The organism is Acetobacter sp. P1H12_c (genome assembly GCF_018811975.1).
In the GTDB taxonomy this organism is placed as follows: domain Bacteria; phylum Pseudomonadota; class Alphaproteobacteria; order Acetobacterales; family Acetobacteraceae; genus Acetobacter; species Acetobacter persici.
The window spans coordinates 1-16,562 of record NZ_JACRVR010000019.1; the positions used below are offsets into that span (position 1 = coordinate 1).

General features: G+C 57.4%; 12 protein-coding genes. 4 read left to right on the forward strand and 8 right to left on the reverse strand.

Annotated features, from left to right (window positions below; all coding sequences use genetic code 11):
* Window positions 1-527: 527 nt before the first annotated feature.
* Complete coding sequence (locus KP699_RS10390; protein WP_215762556.1) at window positions 528-950, forward strand: NUDIX domain-containing protein; 423 nt, start codon at window positions 528-530, stop codon at window positions 948-950.
* Between the two features lie 71 nt (window positions 951-1,021).
* Here KP699_RS10390 and KP699_RS10395 read toward each other — a convergent pair whose 3' ends face one another.
* On the reverse strand, window positions 1,022-3,499 hold the full coding sequence (locus KP699_RS10395; RefSeq protein WP_252346956.1) for an excinuclease ABC subunit UvrA: 2,478 nt from the start codon (window positions 3,497-3,499) through the stop codon (window positions 1,022-1,024).
* A 212-nt stretch (window positions 3,500-3,711) separates the two neighbouring features.
* Between KP699_RS10395 and mobB the strand changes: the two genes are divergently transcribed.
* On the forward strand, window positions 3,712-4,239 hold the full coding sequence (gene mobB / locus KP699_RS10400) for a molybdopterin-guanine dinucleotide biosynthesis protein B (protein WP_212362966.1): 528 nt from the start codon (window positions 3,712-3,714) through the stop codon (window positions 4,237-4,239).
* Here mobB and KP699_RS10405 read toward each other — a convergent pair.
* The 5 genes from KP699_RS10405 to fdnG form a co-directional block, all read right to left on the reverse strand.
* Entirely contained in the window at window positions 4,221-5,441 is a 1,221-nt protein-coding gene (locus KP699_RS10405; RefSeq protein ID WP_215762558.1) for a molybdopterin molybdotransferase MoeA, read from the reverse strand. The two genes, mobB and KP699_RS10405, sit on opposite strands and share 19 nt — an antisense overlap.
* A 64-nt stretch (window positions 5,442-5,505) precedes the next feature.
* A complete protein-coding gene (gene fdhE, locus KP699_RS10410) occupies window positions 5,506-6,486 on the reverse strand; it encodes a formate dehydrogenase accessory protein FdhE (protein ID WP_252346957.1) in 981 nt (326 codons plus the stop codon).
* Window positions 6,483-7,136 carry a formate dehydrogenase subunit gamma gene (locus tag KP699_RS10415; protein ID WP_212362976.1) on the reverse strand — a complete coding sequence of 218 codons (654 nt, stop codon included), beginning with the start codon at window positions 7,134-7,136 and terminating at the stop codon, window positions 6,483-6,485. The genes fdhE and KP699_RS10415 overlap by 4 nt, the downstream gene beginning before the upstream one ends.
* Window positions 7,137-7,138: 2 nt before the next feature.
* Window positions 7,139-8,092, reverse strand: coding sequence for a formate dehydrogenase subunit beta (gene fdxH, locus KP699_RS10420; protein WP_252346961.1), 954 nt, complete (start codon window positions 8,090-8,092; stop codon window positions 7,139-7,141).
* Between the two features lie 9 nt (window positions 8,093-8,101).
* Complete coding sequence (gene fdnG / locus KP699_RS10425) at window positions 8,102-11,152, reverse strand: formate dehydrogenase-N subunit alpha (protein WP_212362979.1); 3,051 nt, start codon at window positions 11,150-11,152, stop codon at window positions 8,102-8,104.
* A gap of 610 nt (window positions 11,153-11,762) precedes the next feature.
* Between fdnG and KP699_RS10430 the strand changes: the two genes are divergently transcribed.
* Window positions 11,763-14,066: a TonB-dependent receptor gene (locus tag KP699_RS10430; RefSeq protein WP_252346962.1), complete on the forward strand. Its 2,304-nt coding sequence runs from the start codon at window positions 11,763-11,765 to the stop codon at window positions 14,064-14,066.
* A 111-nt stretch (window positions 14,067-14,177) separates the two neighbouring features.
* Entirely contained in the window at window positions 14,178-14,579 is a 402-nt protein-coding gene (gene hpxZ / locus KP699_RS10435; protein WP_215762560.1) for an oxalurate catabolism protein HpxZ, read from the forward strand.
* Between the two features lie 37 nt (window positions 14,580-14,616).
* On the opposite strand, the gene KP699_RS10440 is transcribed toward hpxZ, so the two are convergent.
* Together KP699_RS10440 and xdhC are read right to left on the reverse strand one after the other, a co-directional pair.
* Window positions 14,617-15,612, reverse strand: a complete 996-nt coding sequence (locus KP699_RS10440) for an IS481 family transposase (protein ID WP_215762585.1) — start codon at window positions 15,610-15,612, stop codon at window positions 14,617-14,619.
* Window positions 15,613-15,740: 128 nt separating this feature from the next.
* On the reverse strand, window positions 15,741-16,562 hold the full coding sequence (gene xdhC, locus KP699_RS10445; protein ID WP_215762561.1) for a xanthine dehydrogenase accessory protein XdhC: 822 nt from the start codon (window positions 16,560-16,562) through the stop codon (window positions 15,741-15,743).

The following is a 16,562-nucleotide window of genomic DNA, read 5'->3' on the forward strand; positions in this document are numbered from 1 at the left end:
AACGTCTGTCTTAAAAACGCATATGCAAGATATACTAACAAACGTCATGACCAAATCAGAAATTCAGTCAGATCCCCTTAACCTAACAACCTAAAAGGTCATCAGATCAAAAAGATACGCCGTCAGCATATCCCTCTCTCGTATTCTCTTGTCAAAGACCAATTCACCAAATCGAGCCGACTAACCTAGCAGAGCCAGAGGCCGCTGCCAACCGTCATCTCGTCCGGTGAAGCGGTTTCTAAGCGATCAGACACACACTGTCAACAGGCGCCATGGAACGTCCTGTAAGGCCCGGAAAACTGCGGGAAACGGACTCTGTGAGGGGCATATTTAGCCCCTTTAACCTCATTAACATTCGTTTATTTTTCATTTTCTCTGAAAAAAGTTCCTTTTTCTCAGTCCCTTCCCGGTGTTTCCTCACACGGAGCGACAGAAAGCATCGCTCCCCTCCCCGGATCTTATGGTGGGAAGGGAATGTGTGTGCTGATATGTCCAGCCCCCTCATGTTTTCTGGAGCAAAGTTCCTGATGTCGTCTGCCAGCCAGCGTACCATTATCCGTATTGCAACTGCTCTGATTTTTAATCAGGACGGTCAGACGCTTCTGGTCCGGAAGCACGGCTCCCGGTTCTTCATGCAGGCAGGCGGCAAGATTGATGCTGGAGAAACGTCCGCTCAGGCCGTTATCAGAGAACTGAGCGAAGAGCTGGGTATTACAGTCTCCCCAGACCAGAACGATTTTCTGGGGACGTTCACGGCAGAGGCGGCGAATGAACCGGGCCATCTTATTCAGGCCGATGTGTTCCGGATTATGCTGGCCGAACCCGTCACCGCACAGGCAGAGATTGCGGAAGTCCTCTGGGTTGATCCGGCGCACGCCCCGGTGGCCCTGCTGGCCCCCCTCACCCGTGATACGCTCATGCCGTTAGCGAGGCAGCTTATTGCCGTGTAATCGGAGGATGGGCGGTTAAAGCATTCCGCCTCCCCCAGAGGCATAAAGGCCTCAATCCGGAAAGCGCCCGATTATAGGTAACGCGCGAGAAATGGCGCTGTTTTGCTCTGAGGCTCGGCCGCGACGTCCTTGGGTGTGCCAGCCGCGACAATCTGGCCGCCGTCTTCACCTGCCCCCGGCCCCATATCAATCACCCAGTCACTCGCTGCCGCCACGCGCATATCGTGCTCGGCCAGCACCACGCTGTTATCCTGATCAACAAGGGTTTGTAACTGACGCATCAGACGGTCCACGTCTGACGGATGCAGACCGGTTGTTGGTTCATCCAGCACGTACAGCACGTGTCCGGAACGGCGCTTCTGCAATTCTGTCGCCAGCTTGATGCGTTGCGCCTCCCCGCCAGACAGCTCGGTTGCGGGCTGACCAAGCCGCAGATACCCCAGACCGCCCTGCTGTAAGGTATCAAACCCATGCGCAATCGCGGGTTCGGGTGCAAAGAAGTCATGTGCTTCATCAACGCTCATCCCGAGCACATCGGCAATGGTCTTGCCGCGCAAGGTTACCTCCAACACCTCAGGTTTATAGCGCGTGCCATGACATTCCGGACAGGGCGCATACACACTCGGCAGGAAGAGCAGTTCCACCATGACTGACCCGACGCCCTCACATTTGGGGCAGCGGCCCTTGGCGACGTTGAAAGAGAACCAGCCAGCGTCAAACCGCTTCTTTCTGGCTTCCGGTGTTGCCGCGAAAGCCTGCCGGATCTGATCAAACAGCCCGGTATAGGTTGCCAGATTGGAGCGCGGGGTGCGCCCGATGGGTTTCTGGTCAATCACCACCAGTCGTTTGATCCGGCTCAGGCCAGACGCCACTGTACCCGCAGGCTGGCCGGGTTCAGCCTCCAGCAGAGGAGCATCCGTGCCATCATCTGTCTGCGTGTCTGTTGTGACTGGCTGCCCGAGCGCTTTTGCGACCACCGAGACGAGTGCCTGCCCGACAAGACTGGACTTCCCGGAACCAGATACCCCTGTAACAGACACCAGCACGCCGAGCGGCAGGGACAGGCGGACATTATCGAGGTTGTTCCAGCACAGGCCGGACAGTTCCAGCCAGCCAGCAGGCTTGCGTGGAGGCGCATCCCGATGCGTGGGCGGATTAAACAAATAAGGCCGTGTGCGGGAGTTCTGAACAGCCTTTAACCCCTCAGGCGGCCCGCTATAGAGAACGCGGCCACCTCGCTCCCCGGCATCTGGCCCAACATCTACCAGCCAGTCCGCACGCCGAATGACATCCGGATTATGCTCAACCACCAGAAGCGAATTGCCCGCCGCAAGCAGGCCATCCAGTGCCCGCAGCAGCGCCTGCGTGTCTACCGGGTGCAGGCCGGAACTCGGTTCATCCAGCACATATACAACACCGAACAGATTGGAGCGGATCTGTGTGCCAAGCCGTAAACGCTGATATTCACCGGGAGACAGGGTCTGAACCGGGCGGCTGAGTTGCAGATAGCCCAGGCCAAGATCAAGCAGCACATCAATCCGCTCGATCAGCGCCCCGACAATGCCACGCGCGGCAAGACTTGTGGCATCCTGCTGCGTCAGTCCGGCCAGAGCAGACCGCAGGGCCTGCTGAATATGCTTGAGCGGAAGCTCTGAAAGCTCTGCAATATTACGCCCTTCAAACGTGACCCGCAGCGCATCCGGGTTAAGGCGTTGCCCATGACAGACCGGGCACGGCGCGCTGACCATAAAAGACGCCGCCCGAGCCCGCATTTTCGCGCTCTGGGACTTTGTAAAAGTTTGCAGCACATACTGCCGTGCGCCGGTAAACGTGCCGTTATAGGCTGGCGGCTCACCCCGCCGGATTGCCTCCTGCACCTCAGCATGGGTCAGGCCGGGATAAACCGGCTCGGTTGGAGTCTCTTCCGTATACAGGATCCAGTCCCGGGTCTTCTGCGGCAGATCACGCCATGGCGTATCAACATTGACGCCGCGCGTAATGAGGATATCCCGCAGGTTCTGCCCCTGCCATGCCGTTGGCCATGCAGCGACGGCCCGCTGGCGGATGGTGAGGCTGCCATCCGGCACAAGCGTCTGCTCCGTCACATCATAAATCTGCCCCATACCGTGGCAGCGGGGGCAGGCCCCCATGGGCGTATTGGGGGAAAAGGATTCCGCTTCCAACCGCGCCAGACCAGCAGGATAATGCCCTGCGCGGGAGTAAAGCATCCGCAGAAGATTGGAGAGGGTTGTCACACTCCCGACGGACGAGCGCCCGCTGCTCCCGCCGCGCTGCTGCTGCAAGGCCACCGCCGGGGGGAGGCCATCAATAGCGTCCACGGCAGGAACCGTCATCTGGTTGAACAGACGCCGCGCATAGGGCGAGACAGAGTCCAGATAACGCCGCTGCGCCTCGGCATAAATCGTGCCAAACGCCAGCGAGGATTTACCGGACCCGGAAACCCCGGTGAACACCACAAGCCTGTCACGCGGCAAGGCGACATCGACATTTTTGAGGTTGTGCTCACGCGCACCACGAACGTGGATCATGCTGCGCGGTTCAGGCGGGGAGGTTTTTATCTGCTCATCCATGCAGAGCATTATACAGCTTCTGGCCCGTACGACACCGCGCCTCTCTCCCGCAATCCGTCAGACTTGCCATGCACATTTTCATGACATGCCTGATACCGCATGTGTGCAGCCTCCCCTTCCCCGCTCTGATGCATATGGTAAAGCGAGGCGAGACAGGCGGGAGAAACAGGGTGACCAATACGATCCGGCATCAGGCCATTTTTGGCATTACAGGCCGGAGCGGATCTGGCAAAACGCATCTGGTGGCACGACTGCTCCCTGCCCTGAGTGCAAAAGGGCTGCGGGTATCCACAATCAAACACACACACCACAGCATTGATATCGACAAACCGGGAAAAGATTCCTTTGTGCATCGGGAAGCTGGGGCATCAGAAGTCATGCTGGCCACGCCTGACCGCTGGGTTTTACAACATCACCAGCCGGAAAATCTTTTCACTCTCACGGATCTTGTCTCCCGTATGGCCCCGGTTGATCTGATCCTGATTGAAGGCTTTCACACCACTGTGCCAGCCTGCCTTGAAATCTACCGGCCCTGCGTGGGGAAAGACCCTCTCTTCAAGACACAAAACAACATTATTGCCGTGGCAACAGATACGCCCGAGGCCGTTCCCGCCCCATTACGTGCACTGGACCTGAATAATACGGATGCACTGGCCGATTTTATTATCGAACGCGCCGTTCAGATCCCGTTAGGCTGAAGCGGCAGAACCCAGCGTGTCTGACCGGGCTGGACCGGCCTGTCCGGGTCCACACGCAGCAAGGCATTTGCACGGGAAAAGACGATAATATCGGACGCGCCGACAGTCGGCAGCAGAGAAAGACGGACCCCGTTCGCCCCCGGCACGCACGAGACCGGCAGAAAATGTGTTGTGCTGACAACCGGCGTGAAAGCGAAATCCGCAACACCCGGCAGCAGGGCCGCCTGAGGCTGCTGCCCCATGATTGCGCGCAGACAGGGCAACAAAAACACCAGCGCACAGATGGCGGACGCACCCGGATTGCCGGGCAGACAGAACGCCAGACGCGGCCCCTGTGCCATGACGGTTAACGGCTTGCCGGGACGAATGGCTACCCCCCGGAAGACCGTTTCAGCGCCAAGACCATGCAGCGCATCCAGAACATGATCTGTCTGGCCGACGGAAATACCGCCAGTGGTCACCAGAATATCTACCCCCGTCCATGCCTGAGCCAGTGTCGCGCTGAGCTTTGCCTCGTTATCTGTGGGAACGGAATAAAGCGTAACCTCAGTTCCGGCCTCCCGCAGCAAGGCCGCAAGCATGGGAGAATTTGAATCTGCCCGGGCGTCTGACGCATCAGCCGCCAGTTCCGCCCCGTTTGAGACCACAGCAACCCGCACGGGCCGGATAACCTGCACCTCTGAAATACCCTGACAGGCCAGAAGTGCGACATGCCGCCAGTCCAGACGTGTGCCTTTGCTCAGCAAAACAGCACCGCTGGAAAACTCTTCTCCCGCCCGGCGGATATTAGCGCCCTGATCCGCCAGCACTTTGGCTGGCGAGACATATCCGGTGCTGCTCAGAGACATCCGCTCCGCAGCCATAACGCAATCCGCCCCGGCCGGAAGCCGCGCACCCGTCAGAATACCCAGCGCCTGCCCGTCCGGCAGAGGAACGGGGAGGGCCCCGGCGGCAATCTGGCCAGCAACAGGGAGGCCCGCTGGAGCCGCCTGCATGGCCGCGTGGTTAAACGCATACCCATCCATGGCAGAAATATCGGCTTCCGGGCGCGGGGTCAGTGCACGGATATCTTCCGCGGCAACACAGCCTGCGGCCTCCACCAGCGGAACACTGACAGCAGGCACAGAGACGTGCTCCGCACAGGCGGCGATCAGCCCCAATGCGGTGTCACACGCCACTATGTCCCTAAAACTGTTCCGCATTGTTCAGAAAAAATCCTGTTCTGATAGCATCCCCTGCCCGTGACGCGCGCGTTCCGCGCACATCTCAGGCCGGGAAGGAAAACGGGTTCAGCGCCGCCCGGATAAAGCCCTGCTCTTCCAGCGCGGCATCCAGCACCACGGTTGCAAGATCATCCGCGAGAATTTCCAGTGCCGGGTCCCGGTCCAGCCGGAAGAGCTTCACGTAGCTCTTACAGTCCCCACAAGTTTCGGCCTGTATCGGCGCGTTTGTGTCCTCAAAGGACCAGTAATCAATATGGCCTGTCTCATCACACACGCTGCATGTGGCCCGCACTTTATGCCAGCGGGTTTCACACAGGCTGCACTGGAGATAACGCAGCCCTTCACGATCCCCTGTCAGCACCAGTGAGCCAGAAGGAGGTGCGCCGCAGCACGGGCACGCGCCCCCTTCGGAACGGCGCTGGTGGAGAGTCGCATCGTCCTGTGCAAGCAAAGCGATTGCCTGCGCCCAGAACACAGAGAGTGCGGCCCATAAAAAGACTGCGGCCCCGGCGTTAACCTGATCATACTGGCCGGATAGCAGCGCATAGGCCTGCGCCGCGAGCACCTGCGGTGGTTCTGCTGCCAGAGCCTGCAAGCCGTCCTGCGTTTCGGCCGGAAGATGATCCCCGGCGTCCCCCACAAGGGCCGCGAAGGCTTTCTGCCAGTACTGCGTGTTTTCCAGCATCTCCTGTGAGGGGATTTCAGGCGATGTATTGCCCCCACGCAGCAGAGCCCGAATGGGGGCAGTTTCTGTAAGGCTCAGAGGGCTGTGCGCCAGTATGCGGCCCTGTGCCGCAACAAGGGTCGCGAGGAACCCAAAATACCCGGCATTGACTTCATCCGCCGGAGCGGAAGAGGCCTCGTTCTGAACGGCCTCTTTAACCAGTTCGAACGCCAGTTCTTCCAGCCGGGACGAGCGGCGGGCGTAAAGCGCATCCAGCTTGGGGAACAGAACAGGCTCAATATCGGGAACTCCCGGCACCCGTTTATCGAGTGCCGGGATATCTGTGCGGTCTTTGATCATGAATGATGCTTTGCCGGAGTATCCTTGGAGGGTGCAACCTCTTCTTCATACCAGCGGTCATGATGCTGTTTGGCCCATGCACGGGAAACATAGCCTGTGAGCATCCCCGTAACGGACCCGCGCACCCAGATGCCCATATAGATATGACCAATAACCAGCAGGATAAGCCCAAGACCTGCCAAAGAATGCGCCAGCAGGGCAAGGCGAATGGCCGGAATGGGGAAATACCCGGCAAAATAAGGCCGCCACGCCACAATACCGGTGGCGAACAGAGCGCTGATCAGCAGCATAATGCACCAGAACAGGATTTTCTGACCGGCGTTATATTTGCCAATTTTCAGCGGTTTTGTGTGTCTGTTCATCAGAACATCCACAATATTCCGAAACCACGTCACGTCTGTTCTGACAGGCATGTTGTGATGCACAAAGCGGAAGAACATGCAGATCAGCAGCACAAACACCACAGTGCCAAGAAACGGGTGCAGCATCCGCGCAAGCTGCGGTGTGCCCAGCACCCCGTTCATCCAGCTCAGGCTAGGGAAAAACCATGAAAGCCCGGACATGGCGACCAGAAAGAAGCAGGCCACCATGGTCCAGTGGCACATGCGGTCTATGAACTTTGTCCGCAGGATAAGATTTTTGGTGTCCATGGTTATTCTCTCCCTGCCGGGTGATCGCCCTGAGCCGTCTCTGATGCCTCCACAGTCTCTTTTTCTTCCGGCGGCCTGACAGGTTCAGGCTCCGGACTATCGACCGTATTCGGGCCAACCCCGACGTAATGCGCAAAGGCCCCGGCCAGAGTGGCAATGAAGCCAATAGCCCCTACCGGCTTCAGCCATTCTTTCCAGCCGCGCACAAACGGGCTGATATGCGGGTCTTTGGGCAGGCGATGATACATCTCCGGCTTGTCCGCATGGGTCAGCACATACATCACATGTGTGCCGCCAACGCCCTGCGGGTCATACAGGCCAGCGCCTTCATGCCCACGGCTTTTCAGCTCGGCCACACGGGTTGCGGCCAGATCCTTCATGTCGGCCTTGGAACCAAAAGAGATCGCGCCGGTCGGGCAGGTTTTAACGCAGGCGGGCTCCTGCCCAACGCTCACACGGTCCGCACACAGGGTGCATTTGTAAGCCTTGTTATCTTTCTTATTGATACGCGGCACATCAAACGGGCAACCAGCGATGCAGTAGCCACAACCAATGCACTGGTCAGACTGGAAATCCACAATACCGTTTGCAAACTGCACAATCGCGCCGGGGCTGGGGCACGCTTTCAGGCATCCCGGCTCCTCGCAATGCATGCAGCCTTCCTTACGCAGAAGCCACTCCAGCCTGCCGCTTTCATCTTCCACTTCATCAAAGCGGATGACGGTCCATGTTTCCGCCGTCAGGTCCGCCGGGTTATCATAAACACCGACGTTATGGCCGACTTCATCCCGCAGATCATTCCATTCTGAACATGCGACCTGACAGCCTTTGCAGCCGGTGCAAATGGAAACGTCGATCAGCTTGGCGACTTCCTGCTGATGGTCGCGCGCCTGCGGAGCCGGTGTCAGACCGTTTGTGGCGGACCGCCTGATGATGTCCTGTGATTGCATTCCCATCATTCCACCTCAGGCTTTTTCAACATTGACAAGGAAGGCCTTGAATTCGGGCGTCTGGGTGTTTGCATCCCCCACCGCCGGGCTCAGGGTATTGGCAAGGAAGCCCTTACGGGTTGCCCCTTCAAACCCCCAGTGACAGGGGATGCCGATCTGGTCGAGATCATGCCCCATCACGTTCAGGGTGCGCAGGCGTTTGGTCACCACCGCCTTGGCCTCAATATAGCCGCGCTTGGAGGAGACTTTGACTTTATCCCCTGCGGCAATATTCAGGCGTCCGGCCAGCTTTTCCCCAATTTCAACAAACTGCTCCGGCTGCGCGATGGCATTCAGGCGGGAATGCTTTGTCCAGTGGCGGAACAGCTCGGTGATGGAATAGGTCGTTGCCACGTAAGGGAAATCTTTCTGTTCCCCCATCCGCGCACGATCGTCCTTCAGCACACGCGCCGTCGGGTTATACGTCACCTTCGGGTGCAGCGGGTTACTGGCAAGAGGCGTTTCTGTCGGCTCATACTGCTCCGGGAACGGGCCATCAGACATGCCGCCACAGGCAAACAGACGCCCCAGACCTTCCGGCAGCATGATAAAGGGGCTGACCCCGCTGCCCGGCGGAGATGTAGGCGGATAATCCGGCACATCTGAGCCACCCCAGCGTTTGCCATCCCATTCCAGAATCTGACGTTTGGGGTCCCACGGGCGGCCATCCGGGTCCATGGAGGCACGATTATACAGAATACGCCGGTTGGCAGGCCATGCCCATGCCCAGCCGGGCGTGCTGCCAAGGCCGGTATCTGTATTGTCGCGGCGGGCCATCTGGTTGCCTGCTTCCGTCCAGGATCCCGCAAACACCCAGCAGAAGCTGGAGGTTGTACCATCATCTTTCATAACAGAGAAGTCAGGCAGGAGGTGGCCTTTGGGGACCACAACCTTCCCCTGATCATCCGTAATATCCGCCAGCGCGTATCCGTTGCACTCACGCGCCACTTCTTCCGGCGTCGGGTCTTCCGCGTCTTTATAGTTCCACTGCATGTTCAGGACAGGCTCAGGGCAGACGCCGCCTTCCTTTTTATACAGGTCACGGATTTTGGTAAAAATCGTCCCGATAACGCGGCTGTCCTGCCAGGCTTCTCCCGGGGGTGCCGCACCCGCAAAGTGCCATTGCAGCCAGCGCCCGGAATTGACAATAGACCCGTTTTCTTCAGCAAAGCAGCTTGCGGGCAGACGAAAGACTTCTGTCTGGATGTCTTCTGTCTTCACATCATTAAACTGGCCCTCATTCTGCCAGAACGAGGCCGTTTCCGTGCTGAGCGGATCAATAGAGACAAGGAATTTCAGTTTAGACAGCGCCGCAATGGTCTTGTTCTTGTCCGGCATAGCCGCCAGAGGGTTGAACCCCTGCGCAATATAGCCGTTCACCTTGCCCTGATACATCATGTCAAAATAGGCCAGCATATCGTAGCTGCGGTCCCATTTTGGCAGCCAGTTAAAGCCCCAGTTGTTGTCAGAGGTAGCGTGCTCGCCCCACAGAGTCTTCATCATGCTGACAAAGAACTTTGGGGTATTATGGTAATAATTCACCTGTCCCGGCAGATCAGCCGCAGGTGTGGTTTCCTTCAGGTAAGTTGCCATATCCTGCTGTTTGTCAGACGGCAGGTTGAGATACCCCGGCAGACGTAGGGAAAGCAGACCAAGGTCCGTATAGCCCTGAATATTGGAATGCCCGCGCAGGGCGTTCATGCCGCCCCCGGCCATGCCAATATTCCCCAGCAGCAACTGCACCATGGCTGCTGAGCGGATCACCTGAGAGCCACTGGTATGGTGTGTCCAGCCGAGTGCGAACAGGAAGGTGGACGTCAGATCTGGCACGCTGGTGGATGCCAGCGTTTCACACACATATAAGAAGTCTTTTACCGGGGTGCCGCACATCTGCGTCACCATGTCCGGCGTGTAGCGTTCCACATGCTTACGCAGGAGATTGATCACGCAACGCGGGTTCTGGAACGTGGGGTCCTGAAGGGCAAAGCCTTTTTCATCCCGTTCATACGTCCAGGACGATTTGTCATATGTGCGCTTTTCGGCGTTGTAACCGCTGAAAAGCCCTTCATCAAACGTATAGTCTTCCCGCACAATCAGAGCGGCGTTGGTGTAGGCCTTAACATAGTCATGCTGGATTTTATCATGCGTGAGCAGGTAGTTCACAACGCCCAGCATGAACGCCGCATCCGCCCCGGCCCGGATGGGAGTGTAAAAATCCGCAACCGCCGCGCTGCGGTTAAAGCGCGGGTCCACCACCAGCACCTTGGCGCCGTTACGGATTTTGGCTTCCATCACCCATTTAAAGCCGACCGGATGCGCTTCCGCCGGGTTGCCGCCCATAATGAGCACAACATTGGCGTTCTTGATATCAACCCAGTTGTTGGTCATTGCGCCGCGCCCGAAGGACGGCGCCAGAGCGGCAACGGTCGGCGCGTGACACAGGCGGGCCTGACAATCCAGCCCTAACATGCCCAGCGCGCGTGCGAATTTGAAATCCAGCACCCCGGTTTCATTACTCGCGGCAGAAGAGGCTAGCATGCCCGAACTCAACCAGCGGTTGACGAGCTCACCTTTTTCATTGCGTTCGATGAAATTTTTGTCACGATCATCCTTCAGCAGGCGGGCAATGCGGTCTGTCGCCTCTTCCCAGCTGATCCGTTTCCATTCCTTCGCCCCCGGCGCGCGATATTCCGGATAATGCAGGCGCCCGGCACTGTGGATGAAGTCAACCAGCCCCGCCCCCTTGGGGCAAAGGGAGCCACGGCTGACGGGATGGTCCGGGTCCCCTTCAATATGGAAAATGCTTGGCTTGGCATTCTTTGCGCCATCACCAAGGCTGTACATCAGAATACCGCACCCCACGGAACAGTATGTGCAGTTGTTGCGGGTTTCCTTCGCCCGCACCAGCTTATACTGCCGGGAATCCCCTGCGTAAGCTTTAGGCGGTGCAAAACCCAGCGCGAGGGCACTGGCCCCGGCAACACATGTACCGCCAGCTTTCAGAAATTGCCGTCTTCCCAGAGTCATTGCACTACGCCTTCAGTTACGCATCGATAAACCGCATAACGGATATTTAGAGTATTTCGCCAAAATCTGAATTGATACAGATCACTTAAATAGTCGCGCAGCAAATCACTTTTCTTTCAAAATAAAGAGTTTATGGCAGTTGTCTGTATTTATTTGAATACAGATGTTGCAACTATAGGTTGATATTTATGCTTTATCCTGAAAAGCGGCGTTTCCACGTTCCCGCGCGGCGCAAAGCTGGAACATAGCTGCTCTGATATTGGCAACGCTAAAGTGCTTTTTTTTATTTTGTGCGAACGCCTCCGGTCTTTTATATATCGGTCACGGATCATTCCACAGACATACCGGACAGAGAAATGCGGCTTTATTCCTCCTCTCCTGCGCCCTTTCTGCAGCGAGGCTGGCACTTCGGTTTTTCCCCTGAACGTAACATTTCTCCGTTTTTTACCCGCACTGTTCCCTTCTCTTTTCCCGCCTGCTGCGCCTCCTGACAGGAAAATTCCGCATGCCTTCACAATGCTTTCCCCCACGCCTGTCCGCTACAACGCCGGTCCGTCGTCCGCCCCGTTTTTTTCTGACAAGTCTGGCCGGGGCTGTAAGCGCATGGGCAATGCTGGCATACGCGCAGGCTGCTACCGCTACCTCACACAGCAGCACGGCGCATCACCGGGCAAGCAAAGCAGCGCCTGCCAGAGCAGTGCAGCCCCACAGTGCTCCCCGCCGTGCCACCGGCCCTATGCTCGCACATGGGGAGGAAGAAATTTCCGTCGCGTCCCGCCGTCAGGCGCTGAATGGTGGCGGTGGCATGATGCGGCAGGAAACAGCGCCGCATGCCGTGCAGACAGTGACAAAAGCCTACATCAATATGCGCAGCCCGACATCCACAGCGCTTGATCTGGTTAAAAACCTGCCAAGCCTGAACGTCATGACGCCCGATAGCTCCGGCATGGAAGGCGGACAGATTCAGTCTCGCGGCCTGACTGATCTGGATATGGCGCTGATGGTGGACGGCGCACCGGCTGCTGCGGCCAAATATATGTCGGAAGATATTGATTCCGAAAACCTTGAGGAAGTCAGCGTCACTCCCGGCAGTGCCGCGCGTGATATGCCCGTTATGTCCGCCGCGGGGGGTGTGATGAACTCGCGCACGCACCGGGCGGCTGAAAAAGCGGGCGGCATGGTCGATTTCTCTTACGGCACCAATAACCTCTCACGCGAATTTATCCGTCTGGAGTCTGGTGAGATCGGCAAAAGCGGCGTGAAAAGCTATTTCTCCTTTTCCAACGCGCATGCCCGGAGTTGGATGGGAGCAGGCATCAATCAGCGGAAACATATTGATTTCGGCCTCCAGAAAGACTGGCAGAACGGCTCTAACGCGCGCCTTTTCCTGTCATGGAACTCCGCTGATTTCACGATCGACAATTACCCGACGGCGCAGGAATTTTTTGAATATAAACATACCGGCAACGGCTATGGTCGCTCGGCTGACCCCAAGAACGTCAATTACTGGAAGAACAATAACGACCACTGGAACCAGATCTTCCTGACAGCTCCCATCCACATCGTTCTGCCCAAGAAATTCAATTTCGACCTCCAGCCTTATTTCAGCATGGGTCAGGGCTGGGACGCCTCTCCCGGAGGCGTGGCGACGGAAGGCCAGTATACGCATAATAGCGGGGGCGCTGCGGTGCCCGCAGGCACCAACATGACCAGCTTCTTTTTGGAAAATGAAGCCCGGCAGGTGGGGGCTGTGGCCAAGCTGAGCTACGAGATTGACAGCCATAACCACCTGACGCTTGGCTACTGGTATGAAAATAACCAGACCATTCAGGGCTACCCCAAAAGCGTTACGATGGATAACGGTGCCGCGGCCAGCCCGAACTGGGCAAAATATGCGGTGGGCGGCGCCATGTACGGGCAGAATGCCGGGTATGAGCTCCATTCCCTGTTCATCCAGAACCAGTCCCGCTACCTGAACAACAAGCTGCTGATCAATGCCGGTTTCAAGTTCGTCATGTCCAACGCATGGAACAGGGGCTGGAGCGGCCAGAATAAAAACTGGATCCCCGGCAACAGCTCCGGGGCCAATACCACAGCTCCCCTGCCCCAGCTTTCCATCAGCTATCAGATTGACCCTAACAGCCAGATTTACATCAATGCGGAAGGGGATTACCGCCAGCCGAGTGCCACGGATATGGGCTGGCTTTCCGCCAGCGCACCGATGCTGAAAAACCAGTATTCCATCAAGGAAGAACTGGGTTACCGGTATCACAACAAATACATGCTGCTTGACCTGTCCTTCTTTAACTACAACGTGACGAACCGCATTGTGGACCAGTATCTGGGCATGAACAGCTTCAAGCCGTTTTCCATCGGCAACCAGACCATGCGCGGGTTTGACTTCATGATTGCCGGGCGGGAAATCCACGGCTTCAGCCCCTATGCCTCTGTGGAGTATCTGCACGCCACTCAGGACAGCAATGTTTTTGACCCGTATCAGAACATCATGCTGCGTTCCAAAGGGACACAGGCCGTCATGGCGCCACGGATCATGGCTAACTTCGGTCTGACCTATACGTATAAAGGATTTTTTGCCAACGGTGCCGTGCATTACACCGGTCCGCAATCTGTCTCCATTGCCAATGACCAGCGTATCCCCGGCTACGTGACGGACTCCCTCTCTCTCGGCTATCATTTCAAACCCGTCGGGTTCCTGAAATCCCCAACTTTCAAGCTGAATTTTACCAACCTGACAGGCTCTGTTGTCCGCTCCGGGGCTATGGGAGCCGTCTACAGCGCGCATGATACCAGCACCGTCTATAGCGGCAGCAAAGCCGCTTACACCGGCTATGGAAATGCCTTTATGCTGGAACCACGCTTTACCATGACGGGCACAATTTCCACGTCCTTCTGACCGCCCTCTTTACGAAAGTCGGTCCAGTCTTCAAAAAAGGTGCCGGATATCTCCGTAGGGGATATCCGGCACCTTTTCTCATTCCGCACCCCACACTGAAAGCCTCTGATCATGTTCAATGCGCCCGCTCTGGTGGCTGAAATCACGGCACTGTCTGATGCCTATGAAAAAGCTCTGGGCGAGAATGACCTCTCCGCGCTGGATGCCTTTTTTTACGACGGAGCAGAAACAGTGCGTTACGGTGTGGGAGAAAACCTCTATGGCGCGGAGGAAATTGCCGCCTTCCGCCGGGCACGGAGCGTCGGCTCTCCGCCACGCAGGGTCTTGCGCCGTGCCATTACAACATGGGGAGAAACCTCCGCTGTTGTCAGTCTGGAATTCCAGCGCGAGGGATCATCCCGCATCGGGCGGCAGATGCAGACATGGGTGCTGACAGAGCAGGGCTGGAAAATTATTGCCGCCCATGTCTCGCTCATGGCCGAGCGTCCGGAAACCAGCAGCCCAGCAGGGTAAGCGGGCAGCAACTCGTGAGTGACTGGCAACTATAGACTTACGTGTCAGGTTGTGAGACGTCATTGGCATAATCGAGGATTTCGTCGATCTGCTTCATGATGTCACGATTGGCTGGTTTGACGTAATCAGGATTACGAGACGCGGGATGTTTTTCAAGCCACGACATGATGCATTGGGCGGGAGTTATGCCGCCCAGAACACGCTGCGGGCGATGATTGTAAGCGAAACAGAAGCCTCTGAGCAGAATTTCCAGATTCTTATGGCTTGAGACACAGACCGGTAACACCTCTGTCGCGACACGGCCATTGAAGCGTTCGACCATTCCGTTGGTCTGAGGGGAGTAAGCTTTGGTCCGGCGTCGGTCGATTCCCATGTCATGACAGGCTTTTTCGAAGGCATCCGCCGTAAAGCAGGAGCCACGATCGGTCAGAATATGGGTGATCCGGAAAGGAAAGGTGGTTTTGACAGCTTTGAGGAAATCGACGGAATTATCGGCATTCTCCGCGTCATAGACGGCCAGATGGACCGAGCGGGAGCATCTATCGATGGCGACATAGAGAAAACGTTTCCGCCGTTCTCCATCTTCTGTCTGCAATTTAGGCAGATGTTTTACATCGATATGGACATAACCGGGATCGTAATCCCGGAATATTCCCTGTCCACGCACAGGCCCGGCCTTTGAAGCGGGAGGTAACCTGTTCAGTCCAGCATCTTTCAGGATACGCCAGATAGTGTCCCGTTTCAGATGCGGCAGGAAATGCCGCACGACAAAGGTCAGATCATCCAGGCCAAAACCGGTCGAACGCCGGAGTTGACAGACAATGGCACGCTCTTCCTCCGAGGCTTTCCAGGCCAGTTTCAGGGGGCGGCTGCTGCGGTCCTGGCAGGCGTCTGAACCACGCCTGCGCCACTTGCGGACCGTTTCATCGCTGATCCCGTAGCGTCTGGCGAGCACGGATGTCGGTTCTGACGAACGCGCTATGTCAGCCCGGACGGCTGGTGTCGTGCGTGCCTGTGGATGGATCTGAAGCATCATTCGCTCTCCTTGCAGACGGAAGAAAACCATGGAGCGTAACGCGGTATCGCCCACGCTACACCATCCCAATGACGTCTCACAACCTGACACTTACGCGCCAGACAGATGCGCCGGAGATAAGCGCTTCAGGCGACCTGCTGAGGGTGAGGCAGAAAGCGTTCAATCAGTTCCGCCGCCACCAGCGCCGCAATAATTTCCGGGCGTTTATCCCGCACCCCCCGATCCCCGATCGGGCAGATCAGCGCGGCAATACGCTCTTCAGGTAAGCCGATTTCCCGAAAACCGGCTTCAAACCGGCGGCGCTTGGTGCGTGAGCCTATCAGCCCGACGTAAGACAGATCCCCCCGCTCCAGAGCGGCCGCCACAATCAGCGCATCCAGAGAATGGTTAGGGGTCAACACGAGAACGCCCGACCCGGCAGGAATCTCCGCCAGAACCTGCTCCCATGCTCCGGTCATTCGTGCCTCAACGCCTTCCGGCACCACACCAAATTCCTCCGGGCGCGGATCAACCCAGATCAGCCGCAGGGGAAGAGGTGACAGCGCCCGCGCAAGAGCACGCCCGACATGCCCAGCCCCGAACAGCACCAGCACAGGCCACGCCTGCTCCTGCCCGGCCAGATGCTGCTGGAGGCGTATGGCAAGCGCGGCATCCAGCCGGGAGATGCGCACATCTACCCGTCCCCCGCAGCACTGCCCGGTTTCCGGCCCCAGCACAAAACTATGGGTCCATTCAGCATCCCCTGCGTCAAGCAGGGTTCTGGCCCGGTGCACGCAGTCCCATTCCAGACACCCGCCGCCAATCGTCCCGGCCTGCCAGTGTTCTCCAATCAGCATAAAGGCCCCGCTCTCACGCGGGGTAGAGCCGCGCGCTTCCACCACCTGCACACAGGCAACCGGGCCAGTATGCCGGTGCCAGTCTGACAGTCTTGTGGAAAGCTCCTTCAT